Origin of the sequence: Niallia sp. XMNu-256 (assembly GCF_036670015.1) — a bacterium.
Lineage (GTDB): Bacteria > Bacillota > Bacilli > Bacillales > Cytobacillaceae > Bacillus_BD.
The window spans coordinates 1,919,643-1,935,858 of record NZ_CP137636.1; the positions used below are offsets into that span (position 1 = coordinate 1,919,643).

At 37.1% G+C, this 16,216-nt stretch carries 12 protein-coding genes and 2 other RNA genes; 10 read left to right on the plus strand and 4 right to left on the minus strand.

The window, feature by feature from the left end; translation table 11 throughout:
- The first annotated feature begins 83 nt into the window (after nucleotides 1–83).
- On the plus strand, nucleotides 84–1,334 hold the full coding sequence (locus R4Z10_RS09710; RefSeq protein ID WP_338472967.1) for an erythromycin esterase family protein: 1,251 nt from the start codon (nucleotides 84–86) through the stop codon (nucleotides 1,332–1,334).
- Between the two features lie 1,068 nt (nucleotides 1,335–2,402).
- Here the strand turns inward: R4Z10_RS09710 and R4Z10_RS09715 are convergent.
- Nucleotides 2,403–3,542, minus strand: coding sequence for a DUF2515 domain-containing protein (locus R4Z10_RS09715; RefSeq protein WP_338472968.1), 1,140 nt, complete (start codon nucleotides 3,540–3,542; stop codon nucleotides 2,403–2,405).
- Between the two features lie 82 nt (nucleotides 3,543–3,624).
- On the opposite strand from R4Z10_RS09715, the gene shc reads away from it, so the two are divergent.
- The gene (gene shc / locus R4Z10_RS09720) at nucleotides 3,625–5,514 is read left to right on the plus strand and encodes a squalene--hopene cyclase (protein ID WP_338472969.1); all 1,890 of its coding nucleotides are present in this window, start codon (nucleotides 3,625–3,627) and stop codon (nucleotides 5,512–5,514) included.
- 267 nt (nucleotides 5,515–5,781) lie between these two features.
- Here the strand turns inward: shc and R4Z10_RS09725 are convergent, their stop codons facing one another.
- Nucleotides 5,782–6,324, minus strand: coding sequence for a recombinase family protein (locus tag R4Z10_RS09725; RefSeq protein WP_338472970.1), 543 nt, complete (start codon nucleotides 6,322–6,324; stop codon nucleotides 5,782–5,784).
- A gap of 653 nt (nucleotides 6,325–6,977) precedes the next feature.
- On the opposite strand from R4Z10_RS09725, the gene R4Z10_RS09730 reads away from it, so the two are divergent.
- The 3 genes from R4Z10_RS09730 (at nucleotide 6,978) to ffs (ending at nucleotide 9,539) form a co-directional block, all read left to right on the plus strand.
- A complete protein-coding gene (locus R4Z10_RS09730; protein ID WP_338472971.1) occupies nucleotides 6,978–8,441 on the plus strand; it encodes a SulP family inorganic anion transporter in 1,464 nt (487 codons plus the stop codon).
- A 382-nt stretch (nucleotides 8,442–8,823) separates the two neighbouring features.
- Nucleotides 8,824–9,203: RNase P RNA component class B (gene rnpB, locus R4Z10_RS09735), an RNA gene on the plus strand.
- A 69-nt stretch (nucleotides 9,204–9,272) separates the two neighbouring features.
- An RNA gene (gene ffs / locus R4Z10_RS09740) (signal recognition particle sRNA large type) lies at nucleotides 9,273–9,539 on the plus strand.
- A gap of 465 nt (nucleotides 9,540–10,004) precedes the next feature.
- Here the strand turns inward: ffs and R4Z10_RS09745 are convergent.
- Nucleotides 10,005–10,382 (minus strand): SET domain-containing protein, encoded by a 378-nt coding sequence (locus R4Z10_RS09745; RefSeq protein ID WP_338472972.1) that lies wholly within the window; start codon nucleotides 10,380–10,382, stop codon nucleotides 10,005–10,007.
- A gap of 190 nt (nucleotides 10,383–10,572) precedes the next feature.
- Between R4Z10_RS09745 and R4Z10_RS09750 the strand changes: the two genes are divergently transcribed.
- Together R4Z10_RS09750 and ltrA are read left to right on the plus strand one after the other, a co-directional pair.
- Entirely contained in the window at nucleotides 10,573–10,857 is a 285-nt protein-coding gene (locus R4Z10_RS09750; protein ID WP_338472973.1) for a hypothetical protein, read from the plus strand.
- A gap of 604 nt (nucleotides 10,858–11,461) precedes the next feature.
- The gene (gene ltrA / locus R4Z10_RS09755; RefSeq protein WP_338471239.1) at nucleotides 11,462–12,724 is read left to right on the plus strand and encodes a group II intron reverse transcriptase/maturase; all 1,263 of its coding nucleotides are present in this window, start codon (nucleotides 11,462–11,464) and stop codon (nucleotides 12,722–12,724) included.
- A 359-nt stretch (nucleotides 12,725–13,083) separates the two neighbouring features.
- Here ltrA and R4Z10_RS09760 read toward each other — a convergent pair whose 3' ends face one another.
- A complete protein-coding gene (locus R4Z10_RS09760; RefSeq protein ID WP_338472974.1) occupies nucleotides 13,084–13,386 on the minus strand; it encodes an SRPBCC domain-containing protein in 303 nt (100 codons plus the stop codon).
- Nucleotides 13,387–13,854: 468 nt separating this feature from the next.
- Between R4Z10_RS09760 and R4Z10_RS09765 the strand changes: the two genes are divergently transcribed.
- From R4Z10_RS09765 to R4Z10_RS09775, 3 genes are read left to right on the plus strand one after another with little or no spacing between them, the layout of a single operon-like run.
- Nucleotides 13,855–14,430 (plus strand): sigma-70 family RNA polymerase sigma factor, encoded by a 576-nt coding sequence (locus R4Z10_RS09765; protein WP_338472975.1) that lies wholly within the window; start codon nucleotides 13,855–13,857, stop codon nucleotides 14,428–14,430.
- On the plus strand, nucleotides 14,411–14,845 hold the full coding sequence (locus R4Z10_RS09770; protein WP_338472976.1) for a PadR family transcriptional regulator: 435 nt from the start codon (nucleotides 14,411–14,413) through the stop codon (nucleotides 14,843–14,845). Before R4Z10_RS09765 ends, R4Z10_RS09770 begins: the two co-directional genes overlap by 20 nt.
- A complete protein-coding gene (locus R4Z10_RS09775; protein WP_338472977.1) occupies nucleotides 14,842–16,164 on the plus strand; it encodes an FtsW/RodA/SpoVE family cell cycle protein in 1,323 nt (440 codons plus the stop codon). Before R4Z10_RS09770 ends, R4Z10_RS09775 begins: the two co-directional genes overlap by 4 nt.
- Nucleotides 16,165–16,216: the final 52 nt, after the last annotated feature.

Consider the following 16,216-nt stretch of genomic DNA (forward strand, 5'->3'; position numbering starts at 1 on the left):
CATTAAAAACGAAGCATGTACCAATATTTGGTTTGTGCTTCGTTTATTTTTTTCAGTTCATACTAAAAAAGAGGTGATATACAATGCTTAAAACAGATGAATTAGTCGATCAAATAAAAAAATATGCGGTTCCCTTTTTATCAACAACCGAGCTAAAACCTTTAGTACAAAAGGCTAGTGAGGCAAAATATGTTCTATTTGGTGAAGCGAGTCATGGAACGAGCGAGTTTTACCGGATTCGCAGTGATTTAACGAAACAACTCATTCAAGAGCATGGTTTTTCATTTATAGCTGTTGAGGGGGACTGGCCCGCCTGTTATGAGGTCAATCGCTATATAAAAGGAATGGCGCCTGAATATTCTTCTGCTCAAGACGTATTAACAAAGGCTTTTAACCGCTGGCCTACTTGGATGTGGGCAAATACAGAAATCGTAGAACTCATTGACTGGCTGTACCACTATAATCAATCACAGTCAGGGAAGAAAATTGGTTTTTATGGGCTAGATGTCTATAGTTTATGGGAATCTTTAGATGCCATTGTTGACTATTTAGAAAAAATAAACTCTCCTGTATTGGAAAAAGCCTTAAAGGCGATCGAATGTTTTGAGACACATGAACGTAAGCCTGAAAAGTATGGGGTTGCAGCCGCTTTTTACGGTGAAGATTGTATGAACGAAGTACGAGAACTCCTTCAAACGATGACTCAGAACAAACAAGTGGACTATGACGATGAGGAATCCTTCTTAAATATGAAAATCAATGCGATCGTTGCAAGCAATGCCGAGCATTACTATCATACAATGATCACAGATGATAATGAATCATGGAATATTCGAGATCGCCATATGGTAGAGGCCCTTCATCATATCAGAGAATTTTATGGACCTAATGCGAAAGGAATTGTTTGGGAGCATAACACACATATCGGGGATGCCCGCGCAACAGATATGGCTAATGAGGGAATGGTCAATGTCGGACAACTCACTCGTGAAAAGTATGGCGATGATGAAATCTACGCGATTGGGTTCGGCACGTATCAAGGAACCGTCATAGCAGCGAAAAAATGGGGGGATCCTCCTGAAGTCATGCCTGTCCCAAAAGGTAAGGCAGAAAGCTGGGAAGAAGCCCTTCACCACACAGGTTTAGGAGATCAATATGTAATCTTCACAGAAGAAAATCGTGGTGCATTTCAGGATACCATTGGGCACCGAGCCATTGGAGTCGTCTATCATCCCGATTATGAACAATACGGAAATTATGTTCCATCACGCTTATCTGAACGATACAACGCGTTCATTCATGTCGATAAAACAAAAGCTTTATCACCTCTTTAAACATAAAGAGCCAGGATCATCATCTTGATTTTCCTGGCACTATTTATTTCCTTATAAACACATTTTTCCATAAACAAGGCTTTCTGGCAGTAGTAGTCCGGTTTTATAGGTGTAATCATCTTGTTTATATATAGAGATAAAAAAATTGGCTATAGCTAGCTGGATTTGAATCAACCATCATGAGGTTAAAGTTTGTTACCTTACCATTAGCCGAATAATGTCTCCTTTGAATAGGATTAGTATTAATAATAACGTTTTTATTCATTTTGTTTTTGGCTTGAATTTTTTTGACCTTAACTTTCTTGTGCCTGGGCTTGTTGCAAGTTTCGTGGATCTATATTAGTTTGTCTGGATTGAACAGCCTGTTGTGCTTCCTGATAAAGTTCTTGATTTTGATCATTTTGTTTCATTTAAGAAGTCTCCTTGTCATTAAATATCCTCGTTTAATTTGCCCTTTTTTTTATGTATTGATGTATTAGAAGGTTTTTAACTCATTACTTGATTCTGCTCAATACAATTTTATAGAATTGTTTAATCCAAGATGGAATAATCAGATTAAAATGGATTTTTTTGTTAAAATAGGCTTAACGATGGATTAAACAAGAAGGGCAAGTACCGTTTTATAAGCAATTTAATTATTTAGGATAAAATTCGAGGGGGAAATTTATTTGGAATTTATTATGATTTTATTCGCCTTTTTAGTCTGTATGGCTATTGGTACGTTACTAAACATTCTTTTGAAGACAACTAAGAAAATAGATTGGCTTGTAACTGTCTTTATAAGTTTATGTGTATCATTATTTGTGCAAATCTTAAACATTGGCTGAAAATATAATAATCGCATTGGTTGTTCAAGATAAAGCGATTATAACGTCACTGCAACCTTTCGAAGGATCGAGTCGTCACTTCATCGATTATTTTTGCTCACCCATTGATAAGTAGGGCGATTAATGTAAAAGCGATATTAATTGAAACCACTTCAGGAAAAGGTCTTTTCGGGAAGAAATAAAGACCTTTTCCAACAAATAGCAGATCTAAATAGGTCGCAACCAGTGAGGCCAAAATCTTTTAATAGAAGGGAGAAAGGACCTTCTTTGTAATGGCTGCTAGTTCGAGTTTTTCGAGGGTTTTACAATAGTCATTTTTAATCTCTCCGTTCACATGTTCCTTTAAAGGAGATAAGTGATGAATCACCTTCCAGTTTCTATACCAATCTCCGTCTTCTGCAGGATCTTGTGGTTGATCTTTCCAAGAGAATTCTAGTTTTGGGCTATAGATTCTCGGCGATCCAAGGGGAATGGAACATGATTTAATGTTAGGAATCAGTTGTATTCCTGGGATTCCTTCATTCACATAATGAAAGATGTATGGCCAATAATCCATTCTTGATCCTGAGTGAGGGTGCTCTTTTGTCCATTTTTCAATCAAGTACAACCGATCTAAATCATCAAACAAAATAGAGTATAAGCGCTTTCCTAAAGAAATCCTCTTTTGTAAACTTTCAAAGTGGTGTACGGTTTGACCAACAACTTGGATTCGTTCATTCTCTTTATAGGGAAAGAGAATATGATTTAACGAAAGAGCATCCTGTAATGTAAACTCTAATGTATTTAGTACATTTTTTTGAAAAACAGGATTTTGCACCACCCGTGTCTCTATATAGTTTTGTTCATTAATGATTAAGGCAAATGTTAATAAACGCTTGTCAGGTTCTCTCCAAAAATAATTCCAAATGGTTTCCATAAAGTAAGAGATATGTAAATGTGGCAGTAAATAAAACAAGTTGGTCCTCTGTCTTTTGCTTTCCTCATAAACTAATAATTGCGGATACGCATCCTGAAAAATTAACCAATTTCCCCGTTCTAAAAAATTAAAAAACGCTTGTGCTTCTTTATTCGTTAATAATTTTGATAGAAATCCCCCTTTTAAATCCGTCATACTCCAACCGGCATTTCTGGAGACCATATGTGCTAAAAACGCCCAATGGATTTCTGGATGACGGATATAAAAGTCCAGATAGCTTAATGTTCTTGTTATATTATTTTTATTGAAAAGATCCGTCTCGGTTTTAATTTTATTTAGAAGTTTCAATTCCCAGGTGGAGAGTTCTTTTTTTACAACGATATCTTTACTGGTTAACATTTTTTTGATGGTTTTTTGCGTTTTAGAGAGTGGCGGTTGTTTGTTCATGATGAATTTAATAACCATAGTGACCCTCCTGCATGAATGTCTTTTTTTTATAATGAATATGAATAGTAAAGATCATTTAAAGGGAGAGGGTGAATAAAATATGGATAGTAAAGTGACGAACGGAATCAACCAATTGGTTGAAAAGCTAAGGAAGGATCAGTCTCCCGATGGTTCATGGAATTATCCATTTGAAACCGGAATTTCAACAGATAGTTATATGATCATTTTATTAAAGACATTGGAGATTCATGATGAAAATTTAATTCAGCGTCTAACGGAAAGGATTTTAAGTAAACAGGAAAAAAATGGGGCATGGAAATTATTCTACGATGAAGGAGACGGAAATCTTTCCGCCACAGTAGAGGCGTATTATGCGCTTTTGTATTCAGGATATCTGAAGAAAAATGATGCGAGACTGATCGCAGCAAAACGCTTTATTTTGGCCAATGGAGGAATAAACCAATCCCATCTGTTTACCAAGATCATGTTAGCGATAACCGGTCAAGTCAAATGGCCATCCTTTTTTCCGATTCCCATTGAATTCATTCTGTTGCCAGCTACATTTCCTATCAATCTATATGATTTTTCTATATATGGAAGAGCCCATTTAGTTCCCATTATGATTTTAGCCGACCGGAAATTCAGGTTAAAAGCAAAACCGGAAATAAGTGTAAATGATTTGAAGGTCAGGAATTCAGAAGATGAATTATTTACGTTTAGAAATCAGGAAGAATACCGCTCGCTATTTTCTTCCATTCAAAATGGGATAAAAACTTTACTTGGATACCCAGCTCACCTTCATCAACAAGGAATGGAGAAGGCAAAGAGGTATATGGTAAACCGTATTGAACCAGATGGCACGTTTCTAACGTATTTTAGTTCAACTTTTCTAATGATTTATGCGCTATTAGCTCTTGGCTATTCGAAACACGATCCCCTTATCTTAAAGGCGGTAGACGGACTAAAATCCATGCAATGTAAAATTAATGGCTATACACATATGCAATTTACGACCGCTTCCATTTGGAATACTTCCTTAATTAATTCAACCCTACAAATTGCAGGCATTTCTCCAACAGACACCATCATTACTAAATCGAACGAGTACTTATTAAGTCGTCAGCATCTTAAATATGGAGACTGGGTCGTTCATAATCCCCATGGGTTCCCCGGAGGGTGGGGATTTGCTGATCAAAATACGATCCAACCAGATGTAGATGACTCAACCGCTTCATTGAAAAGCATAGCACAAACCGTACGGCAAGATCGTCGTTTACATTCATCATGGGAAAGGGGAGTCCGCTGGGTCTTATCGATGCAAAATGATGACGGAGGATGGCCTGCCTTTGAAAAGAATACGAATAATAAATTATTATCCCTTTTGCCAATTAAGGGAGGAGAGGATATCATAGCAGATCCTTCATCCGCCGATTTAACAGGCCGGACGTTGGAATTCCTCGGAAATTATACAAATCTATCAACAAATGTGGATGCAATAAGAAAAGGAGTCAATTGGCTTCTACATGATCAAGAACGCAATGGTTCATGGTATGGCCGGTGGGGAATTTGTTATCTCTATGGGACATGGGCCGCCATCACAGGATTATCTGCAGTAGGGATACGATCCTCTCATCGTTCAATTAGGAACGGGGTGAAATGGCTGCAAACCATTCAAAATGAAGATGGAGGATGGGGAGAATCATGTAAAAGTGACAGGAAAAAGACCTATGTCCCTTTAAAACATAGTACATTGACCCATACGGCCTGGGCGGTTGACGCACTTATTGCCGCACACGATCAACCAACAAAGGTAATCAATAGGGGAATACAGTATTTAGTAAACCATTTAAATCGTAACGATTGGACAACGGATTATCCAAAAGGACAGGGATTGCCAGGGGCGGTATATATCCACTATCATAGTTATCGATATATTTTCCCATTACTTGCACTCGCCCACTATCGAAATAAGTTTGAAACGGAAAAATAGTACAGTAAACACTCGGTAGAATTAAACAAGTTTTATTATTTATGACACTTGCGAACCATTTATTATCTGTTTATTACTCCTTACTAATCAAAGAAAAAGAACAACATGAAATCGTATCTAGCTTTAAAAAATTGGAGATTTGCATTTAATATCATTTAATAAAGCCTCGTGAGACATCTCATAGGGCTTTTAATCATTAAAAAAACACTAACGCACGGAAGTAATGATAATACAAGGGAGGAACGATCAATACAAAACCCTTGTTATCTACTGTTCCAAATATCGATATAAGGTGGACTTACTAATTCCAGTCTCCTCTTTTATTTGCATAAGAGTAAAATTTTTACTTTGATACATTTCAATGGCCCGTCGCACATTTTCATCTGGTTTCCTTGGTCGACCAGTTACGATTCCCTTTTGTTTTGCCTCATTTAACCCTTTTTTAGTTTTTTCACTAATCACATCACTTTGGAATTCGACTAGATGGTTAACGATAGTTTTAAAAGAATCTGTTATGTTCTTGCTTGTATCAATTCCTTCTTTAATTGATTGAAAATAACCACCTTTGGCATCAATCGCATCCAATAACTCAACGAGATGACGTGTAGAATCAGCAAAGACAAATAGTTTCGTAACGACGATTGTATCTCCTTGTTTCAAGTTGTCGATCATCTGTTTAAGTTTGACTCTCTTTTTTGCGGATGAATGTTCCTCAATGACAATCCTGTCACAATTGATTTTTTCGATGTATTTTTGTTGTGATTTACACTCTAAATCTTCTTGTAAAGGTCTCATATACCCAATTAACATTACACGCTCTCCTAACCGATATAGCTTTATCTTTTATCATATCATATACTCAATTCTTATGAAAAAGCTCTGAACGGTCCGCAGTGGGAAGGAACATGATAGACTTTCGGATTAAGTTTTCATCTATAGCTTTTAAACAAGGAAGAATCAAAAATCGATTCTTACAAAGATCAGACTGGTGGTAGGAGTCTACCTGTCTGCCAAAGCCCCAATGGCATTCTATAAATTTTAAAAATACGATAAGAATGTTGATAAAATGCCTTCATGATGATAACATCTTTTTGTTTAGAAACGAAAAAGGTAACAATATTCTTCTCTAGCCTCATAAAGACACCCTCAACCTCATTGAAATACAGTTTTAACCAGTTTATTTCGAGTATCATTCTATTTATCCGCACAAAAAATAAACGTATTACTAACATTTATCTATTTAGTAGCTTTAGATTGTTTAAAGTCAATGCTTTATAAGCGATATGTAGAACATTGATTTTCATACTTTTAATCAACCTTATATTATCTAGCAATTATAACTTAGAAAAAACATGTCCCAAAAACCTTCCATTTTGGGCAGACAGATGATAGACTGTTCAAGTAAGTTTTTACGCTTATTTGATTTTAACTTATAAATGATAGATTTTTGGAGGGAAGTAAAAGTGGTCGAAAAGATTAAAAAGGAATGGTTCTCCAATGTGAGAGGCGATATCCTTTCTGGTATCGTTGTAGCGCTAGCGTTGATTCCTGAAGCCATTGCCTTTTCCATTATTGCAGGAGTTGACCCGATGGTTGGGCTATATGCTTCGTTTACGATGGCAGTTATTATTGCGTTTGCCGGAGGAAGACCGGGAATGATTTCAGCGGCTACAGGTGCCATGGCTTTGGTAATGGTTCCTTTAGTGCGAGATTATGGATTGGAATATTTGTTTGCTGCTACCATTTTAACCGGAATGATTCAAATATTATTTGGGGTATTTAAAGTAGCAAAACTCATGAAGTTTATACCTAGGGCGGTTATGATTGGTTTCGTAAATGCACTAGCCATCTTAATTTTTATGGCCCAAGTTCCGCATTTTATAGGAGTTTCGGGTATGACCTATGTATTTGTCGGGATTACATTATTAATCGTATATATAGTGCCAAGATTTTTTACAGCAATACCGGCGCCGTTAATTGCCATTGTGCTGTTAACGATTGTGGCCATTTATGGTGGAGTTGAATTAAGAACAGTTGGGGATATGGGAGCTATTACTCAGTCATTACCTGCCTTTATCATTCCAAGCGTTCCATTTACAATTGAAACTTTGGCTATTATATTTCCGTACTCTATCTCCTTAGCAATCGTTGGGCTTTTAGAAAGCTTACTGACTGCATCGATTGTAGATGACATGACTGGAACCGAAAGCAATAAAAATCAAGAGGCAAGAGGTCAAGGAATAGCCAATATCGTGACAGGTTTCTTTGGTGGAATGGCGGGCTGTGCGATGATTGGACAATCTGTGATTAATGTAAAATCAGGAGGACGAGGAAGGTTATCAACTTTTGTAGCTGGTGTATTTTTAATGTTCCTGATTATTGTATTAGGAGATTTAGTCGTACAGATTCCAATGCCCGTACTTGTGGGAATTATGATTATGGTATGTATCGGAACTTTTGATTGGTCATCGTTCACTTATCTTAGAAAAGCACCAAAATCAGATGCACTCGTCATGCTTGTAACAGTGGCTATTGTTGTGGCAACTAATGACTTGTCAAAGGGTGTTATTGCAGGGGTTATTTTAAGTGCTATTTTCTTCGTTGCTAAAATTTCTACGATGAAAGTTGTGAAACGAGTAGAAAACAATCAAATCATTTTTGATATAGAAGGTCAATTATTCTTCGCTTCTGTCGATGGATTTGTCGATGCCTTTGATTACACGGTTGAAAATAAAAACATTGTGATTGACTTTTCTGCTGCTCATGTCTGGGATGATTCAGCTGTTGGTGCAATCGATAAAGTAATGATGAGATATCGTGAAAATCAAAATCGAGTCACCATTAAAAACTTAAATGCAGCTAGTAAGAAACTTGTCGATAAATTGGCTGTATTCAATGATCAAAATGCAAAGTTATCTACTCATTAGGCTCTTTTCTCACACATTGTTGCTTTTAATATGAAAACAGGATGTTTGACGTAAGCTTTTCACTGTGTATCAGGTTTTAACAGAAGAGAAAAGAGCAAACTGTCCTGTTCTTATTGTAACCATTTGCCAAGAAAACAATCCATGAGTTACTGTATGTGGGTTGTTTTTTTGTATCTCTATGTTTCAGCAATGAGAAATTAAAGTAAAAACACACCAAACAGAATGTAGTTTAATCTACCTAAGCTACTTCCTATTTCACAATAGGGAGGCGGCCATTTTGAGTATGGTAAAAACCTTCCATCTCTGGAAACTATCTACTAATGCAGTTTTAATTATATGTATGTTATAGTTACTCATGTAGTGATGAACGAAACAAACATGAAATGGTGAGTAGTCGCGGCTCGTGCTAACACGAGTTGAGGAAAGTCCAGGCTCGCCCGGTGCTGAGATGCCCGGAGTGTTCGTGCCATCTATAAAGGTGGGCAGAGATTGATCTCTGACGGCGGAGAAATCAGCTAAGTCCTTTTGGATATGCTGAAATTATTCTGAAAGTGCCACAGTGACGAAGTTCTTTTGGAAACGAAAGAAATGGAACGGGGTAAACCCCACGAGCGAGCAACCCAAACTTAGGTAGGGGCACCATCCGGTGGGAAGTGAACCGAAAGGATGGATCGGTCAATCGATCGATAGTTATATGACTACACCTGTTGGTGCAAGATTGGCATCGTTTGAGCACACAGGAACAGAACCTGGCTTACAGCCATTTCATGAGCCGAATCATCTACATCGTTTTGCACATAAAACATAAGGTATGTTTTCTTCATATACATACCGTGCTAGACGGGGAGTTAGCGGTGCCCTGTTACCCGCAATCCGCTATAGCGGGGTTGATGCTTATTTGAGGCTTGAACATGTAAGGTCTGCCTTACATAAGGGAGCGTTGACAATTGGGTCCTGCGCAATGGAAACCTATGAATCTGGTCAGGTCCGGAAGGAAGCAGCCATAAGTAGACTTTTTCATGTGCCGTGGGGTTGCCTAGTTCGAGTTCACTTTTGTAAGTAACGCTTGGTTGTTCCTGTCGAGAATAGGGTGCACGGTTTACATATAATGGGTCAGCCCTTCGAATGGTTTTCATTGAAACCATCCAAAGGGCTGGCTTTTTTAGTTTTTCACTTAAAACCTTGTTGCTTTTGAAAAGTAACAATTGAATTTGCTAGGTTATGTCGAAAAAAACTATATAAGCCCCATGTTCACTAATTCAATAATCGTTAACAGAACTTTTAGGAGGTTATTGCTAACTGTAATATGTGCTAAATACATAATTGAATTTAAAAAGTATCTTTTCCTTCAAATGGGAACAATCCTTTGAATTGTTTAAGTATAAGCAAACGTATTAATTTTAGATAGAACATTAAGAAGAAGTAGGATAAAAATACATTCTAGGTCACAGTGACGCCCCGATTAAAAGGGCATCGTCTCTTATTTAGTTGCCTCCATTGATATTTAAATTTTAGTCGCGCCAAGATGTCGCAGAAAACACTACTCATAAGAGATGATGTTTGTTAATTCGACTCCATTACATCAAACCAAATTGGAGACTGATCCTCAGGATCTCCATTGTAATTGATTTTGATTTCTTCTCCTTTGGCTATATTCTTACCTGCATAGAAATCAATGGTCTGGTTTTCGATATTCGTTACATAATAAGCGTTTGGATGATAGGAATGATTGTATAAAGACCCAAAGCCCAGTGCAAGGGCTTTATTTTCTTCCCACCAAAATACATAGTTCTTCAACACTGAGTGCTTCATTTTTTTCCATTCCTCCTTTGGAATGACAATCACCGGTGCTTCTTCAATAAATTCTCCTTCTTTTATATCACGAAGGGCAAATATCCCTCTCCCATACTTCCCTGTACCTTTCACTTCTATAGATTCCACAGTTTTCCCCTCCAGCCTCATTCAGGCCATTTGTCCATCCCTTTACTCTATTTTATGGTATGTGGATGTAAGTGGAAATGATATTAAATTAAATAAATTGAAGCAATTGCGCAGGACAAGTAAGGTGAATTTTCATACAATATATCACCTTATCTTATAAGGAACTCTACGTGAAGGGAGGTTATTTATTATGTGGGAAAAAGAGGATGAAAAGAAAGACAATCGTAAGCATGACTACGATAACGATCATGACAAAAAAGACAAAGGTAAACAAGATCACGAAAAAGATCATGGCCAAAAGGATGAAAGCAAACACGACCAAGGTAAGGACCATGGCCAAAAGGACGATAGCAAAAAAGATCACGAAAAAGATCATGGCAAAAAAGACAAGGATAAAGGACACGGTAAAAAAGGTAAATGTAAGGGTAAAGGTAAAGGGCCAGGTAAGAAGCCTGGAAAGTGTCACAAAAAATAAGGTATATAATAGGGTGTTTTTGAAGATGGAGTCGAAAGGCGCCGTCTTTTTATATGTGCGCCCGGCATGGGTGTAATCTCTAGGGTGAGAGTCCCGAGCCATGAAGGCAGAAGTAGTGGTTAGCTTAACGCAAGGGTGTCTGTGGTGACGCGGAATCTGAAGGAAGCGAGCGGCAAACTTCCGGTCTGAGGAACACGAACTTCATATAAGGCTAGATATTATTGGATGAGTCTGCATAACAAGACAAAGTCCTTTCTGCCGAAGGTAATATCGAGTAAATGAAGCAGATAGATGGAAGGAAAGATTACATTCTTACCCGGGGAGGTCTGATGGATATGTGAAGTACCCTTCATAACCTGCTTAGTGATAAGCAGCTGAACCACCAGAAGTCAGCCGAGGTCATAGTACAAATCGGTCTAGAACGATTCGGAAGGACTAAACAATTAAGAAAGAATAGCCCTTGGCATTCAGTGAGTTACGATGAACACAGAAAACGTAGTACCTCACTTGAGGAAGGAAACGGTGAATTCCGTGGGGGACCTCTCGGAGGGTGGAGTGACCACTGGCATAAGAAGAACAGCTATTCACGGAAGGAAGAATAACGATGCTTTTGAATCAAATCCTGTCACGGAAGAGTATGCTTCTAGCATTGAAACGAGTAGAACAGAATAAAGGAAGCCATGGAGTAGATATGATGCCCGTACAAAACCTACGTCAGCACTTAGTCGAAAATTGGGTTTCTATTAGAGGGGCAATTCTCAAGGGTACCTATGAACCAATGCCTGTCCGAAGAGTCGAAATCCCGAAACCTGATGGCGGTGTTCGGTTATTAGGCATCCCAACTGTGACAGACCGTTTGATTCAACAAGCAATTGCCCAAATATTATCGAAGATATATGACCCGATGTTCTCGGAACACAGTTACGGCTTTCGTCCGAACCGAAGTGCCCACGATGCAGTTAGGAAAGCAAAGGGATATATCAAAGATGGATATAGATGGGTAGTAGACATGGACCTAGAGAAGTTCTTTGATAAGGTGAATCATGATAGACTCATGAACACATTAGCGAAAAGAATCGAAGATAAACCACTATTGAAACTCATCCGTAAATACTTACAAGCTGGTGTCTTGATAAATGGAGTGGTTTCTAGTGCGGAACAAGGTACACCACAAGGTGGACCGTTGAGTCCACTGCTTTCTAATATCGTGTTAGATGAACTAGATAAAGAGTTAGAAGCCAGAGGACATAAATTCGTTCGCTACGCAGATGACTGTAATATTTACATTAAATCGAAACGAGCAGGAGAACGAACAATGAACAGTATCCAACGATTCATTGAGAAGAAGCTCCGTCTGAAGGTAAATGAAAAGAAATCAGCAATAGACCGTCCGTGGAAACGAAAGTTTCTAGGCTTCAGCTTTACGAGTTCAAAGGAACCAAAGGTTCGTATCGCAAAAGACAGCCTAAAGAGATTGAAGAATAAAGTACGAAAACTTACTTCAAGAAAGATGTCCTACCCAATGGAATATCGGGTTGAGAAACTGAACCAGTATTTAATAGGGTGGTGTGGATATTTTGCGTTAGCTGATACGAAAACTGTTTTCAGAGAATTAGATGGTTGGGTTCGAAGAAGGCTTCGCATGTGTTTATGGAAAAATTGGAAGAACCCCAGAACAAAGATACGCAATCTTATAAAACTAGGTGTTCCAGAATGGAAAGCTTATGAATGGGGAAATAGCCGGAAAGGTTATTGGCGTATCTCGAATAGCCCAATATTAAGTAAAGCCCTCAATAACTCCTATTGGAGTAACCAAGGGCTTAAAAGTCTACAAACTCGTTATGAATTCTTGCGTCAATTATCTTAATTGAACCGCCGTATACGGATCCGTACGTACGGTGGTGTGAGAGGTCGGAGGTTAATCACCTCCTCCTACTCGATTCCAGGGGGTACATTGACGCTGTGAAAAAATAATTTGTAGTAAACAAGATGTCTTTTGGTAAATTGGAATATGAAAAGAATTCAAGCCTTCTAGCGGAATTTTACAAGTGGACAAGCATGTCTAAATCGATATTACTACTCAGAATGAGAGCGTATGTTTGCTATTTTTTTGGGAAGTTTTTGCTTCGGGTGGTCCCTATGACTTAGACTAAAAAATACTTTCTTATAATATTCCCTTAACTCAGTTGAGTTATTTTTCCATTCAACTGGATATCTGTTGACGATCTAGTGAAGTGCATCCAAACACCTATGCCATCCTGCAGCGGTATTAACGACCCAGGAATCATCGTTAAAAGTATGGGTAAAGATCATTCGGCACCCTTTATCCTCTTCCTGCAAAGAAATATTTATCATATCATCAACTTCTCGGAGGAAACTAAATAAATATGACTGTTCTAACTCTGTAATTGTCCCAATATATGTTGTCCCTTCACCATCATCGAAGGCAATCTTGCCACAGAGTCTGAGATCAATCTCTCCTGTAGCAAAAGAGTCATTGGGAGAAGGAACTAGGATTTGTCGTGTCACGTAAAACAACTTCTAGATTTTGAAGAATAATCGTTCAAATCTTAATGCATAACGACCATCGACTTATGTAGTGTACGGTAATGATACATTAATTTTTATTTCGTTCTCCTTATAATGTTCTTGAAGTATTTCTATTCGCTATTTAATTAAAAGTTCGACTTTGAAGAAACATCAACCATACTTAAATGCTTGTTTTCATGCTTCAAACATTTATTTAACTTAAAAACTATAATAAATTCATTTTTCACAGCAAGCAGATATAAATAAGGTAAGCATAATCAATTAGGGCTTATGTAATTGTATCTTTTGTTCGAAACTGCCTACAACATTCTGGAACAATCTGAAGATAAGGTTGCTTCTATTTATAATTTATATTCTAGATTACAATACGATCAAAAAAATCTTTTATTTTTCCAAACCAAATGAAGGTTGGTGTCGTCTAAAATAGGTGAGGAGGGTAACAACTAGATGAATGAACTAAAACAGTTGGCGGTGACAGATGAAAGGATGCTGGATGAGAGAGAGCAGATTATTGATCAATTAATGTATGAATATAGCGATGATATCCTGCATCTAGTATATACATATGTTAAAAACCGAGCGACAGCAGAAGATTTAACGCAAGAGATATTTATAAAGTGTTATGAAAAGTTACATCAGTTTAATCAAAAGGCAACAATCAAAACATGGGTATATCGGATTGCTAGTAATCATTGTAAGGATTATTTAAAAAGCTGGCATTATCGTAAAATAACGCTTACCGATAAAGTTTTGGATTATATCCCTTCAAAATCAAAACAAGTTGAAGAAGAGATTATCACGAATAGTGAAGAAAACAGCTTAACGAATGCGGTTATGAGTTTACCTCTGAAGTACAGGGAAATCGTATTTCTACATTATTATGAAGAACTGACTTTAACCGAAATAAGCAAGATTACTACAGTAAATATCAATACAATAAAAACGAGATTAAAGCGTGCGAAAGAATTATTAAAAGACAAGATGATAGAGGAGGGTTTAGGAGATGAAGGATCCATTAACTAACCTGAAGAGTTCGATGAAAAGATCAATGTTTAAGGATCTTTCTTTTTCAAATGAAAGGAAAAATGCTGTGAAAGAAGCCATTCGTATAAGCCAATCGCAATCACCATTTTATTCTTGGAAGATAGAAACCATTATCGCTGTATTAGAATCTATTCAGCATGAATCAAAGGATGGCTACAATATTTCCATCCAACTTTTGCAGAAAAATGAACGTACTTTCCAAAAAAATGAAGGACAACTTTATACACTATTACATCTATTAGAAAAGGAAGAAATCCTGACTGCAAATTGGATTAATAATAAGAGATATTATTCTTTAAATTCCAAAGGGAAAAAATACTTAGCTACATATAAACTAGATCACTTAAAACAAAGTTTATCCCTTAAACACTTAATAGAGGAGGCGTCCTTATGAGTTCTCCTAAATTTGAAGAGTTTTTAAGGAAAGTAACTTCTAGAGTGAAATCAAAGGAAGCCCATACCATGATAAAAAAAGAGCTTACGAATCATCTACAAGAGGTAAGTCAATCTTATAGAAAAAGAGGATTATCTATAGAGGATGCAGATGAAAAGGCCATTCAAGAAATGGGAAATCCATTTATCATCGGAGAGAGATTAAATCCCCTTTATAAGCCAAAAATGGATTGGGTGCTTATTGTTTTATTTGTTATTTTTGCTGGGATTAGTTTTCTACCGTTAGTTGGTGGAATTCCTGACCTATCCTTATCTAGAACCTATTTTATAGGGCGACAAGCGATTTGGTACATACTTGCTGTTCTTGTAATCATTGGATTTCTATTCTTTGATTACCAAAAATTAAAGAACGGGTGGAAGTATTTTTATGTTAGTGGCCTGATAATCCATTTATACCTCCATCTATTTGGACATATATCCAATGGAGCAAAAAAGTGGATTTCCCTTTCAGGTCTTATGGTTGACGGAACCATAATAAGCTTATTTTTATTTTTTCTTGCTTGGGCTGGTATTTTTAACAAAATAAATGAGTTTCATCATTGGAAAAAACAAGGTTTCCTTTTTGTTTTATTTTGGACGCCTATCTTCCTCAATATGATGGTGCCCAATTATATGTTTAGTATCATTTACTTTTTCTGTTTACTTGGGATGTTTGCTTTTGCCCGAGTCCATAAGAAATTAGCTATTAATTTAATCGTAACAAATATAGTGGCTGGGATCCTTTTTATCATTATTTTCATCATGACCTCACACCAAAGTTATTTGTTTTCTAGATTATTTGCTTTTATAAACCCCGATGCTGATCCAAATGGAGCAGGATTTATTTATATTGCAGTCAGGAATGTCCTTAGAGAAGCAGGATGGTTCGGTAATGGACTTAACAACGAATTGAATTTCCAATTGCTACCAGAGGCGCATACTGATTTTGCTTTTGCCTTCCTCGTTTATTCTCTTGGTTGGATATTCGGAATTGGACTTTGTTTGATTCTGCTGTTATTTATTTTAAGAATCTCAAAAAATGCTTTTAAAACAAAGGACCATTATGGGAGATTGATCGTAATTGGCGGTGCTACATTATTTGCCGTACCTACGATCTGGAACATTTTGATGGGCTTTGGGATTGTGCCAATTATGGAAGTTGCCCTCCCATTTGTTAGTTATGGAGGAAGTGCGGTTCTCTTTTACGCCGCTATTTTAGGACTTATTTTAAATGTGTATAGGAGAAAAGATATTGTAGAACCCACTATAGCAGATTTTTAAGCAAATTATATAGGAAAGTAATAATTTAAAGTAAGTATTTTTCTATTGATAT

What these genes read in the sequence shown, in the direction of transcription:
- shc (WP_338472969.1), top strand. Translation starts at nt 3,625, where the DNA reads ATGGATAGTAAAGTGACGAACGGAATCAACCAATTGGTTGAAAAGCTA.
- R4Z10_RS09750 (WP_338472973.1), top strand. Translation starts at nt 10,573, where the DNA reads ATGTGGGAAAAAGAGGATGAAAAGAAAGACAATCGTAAGCATGACTAC.
- R4Z10_RS09775 (WP_338472977.1), top strand. Translation starts at nt 14,842, where the DNA reads ATGAGTTCTCCTAAATTTGAAGAGTTTTTAAGGAAAGTAACTTCTAGA.
- R4Z10_RS09710 (WP_338472967.1), top strand. Translation starts at nt 84, where the DNA reads ATGCTTAAAACAGATGAATTAGTCGATCAAATAAAAAAATATGCGGTT.
- R4Z10_RS09715 (WP_338472968.1), bottom strand. Translation starts at nt 3,542, where the DNA reads ATGGTTATTAAATTCATCATGAACAAACAACCGCCACTCTCTAAAACG.
- R4Z10_RS09725 (WP_338472970.1), bottom strand. Translation starts at nt 6,324, where the DNA reads ATGTTAATTGGGTATATGAGACCTTTACAAGAAGATTTAGAGTGTAAA.
- ltrA (WP_338471239.1), top strand. Translation starts at nt 11,462, where the DNA reads ATGCTTTTGAATCAAATCCTGTCACGGAAGAGTATGCTTCTAGCATTG.
- R4Z10_RS09770 (WP_338472976.1), top strand. Translation starts at nt 14,411, where the DNA reads ATGAAGGATCCATTAACTAACCTGAAGAGTTCGATGAAAAGATCAATG.
- R4Z10_RS09765 (WP_338472975.1), top strand. Translation starts at nt 13,855, where the DNA reads ATGAATGAACTAAAACAGTTGGCGGTGACAGATGAAAGGATGCTGGAT.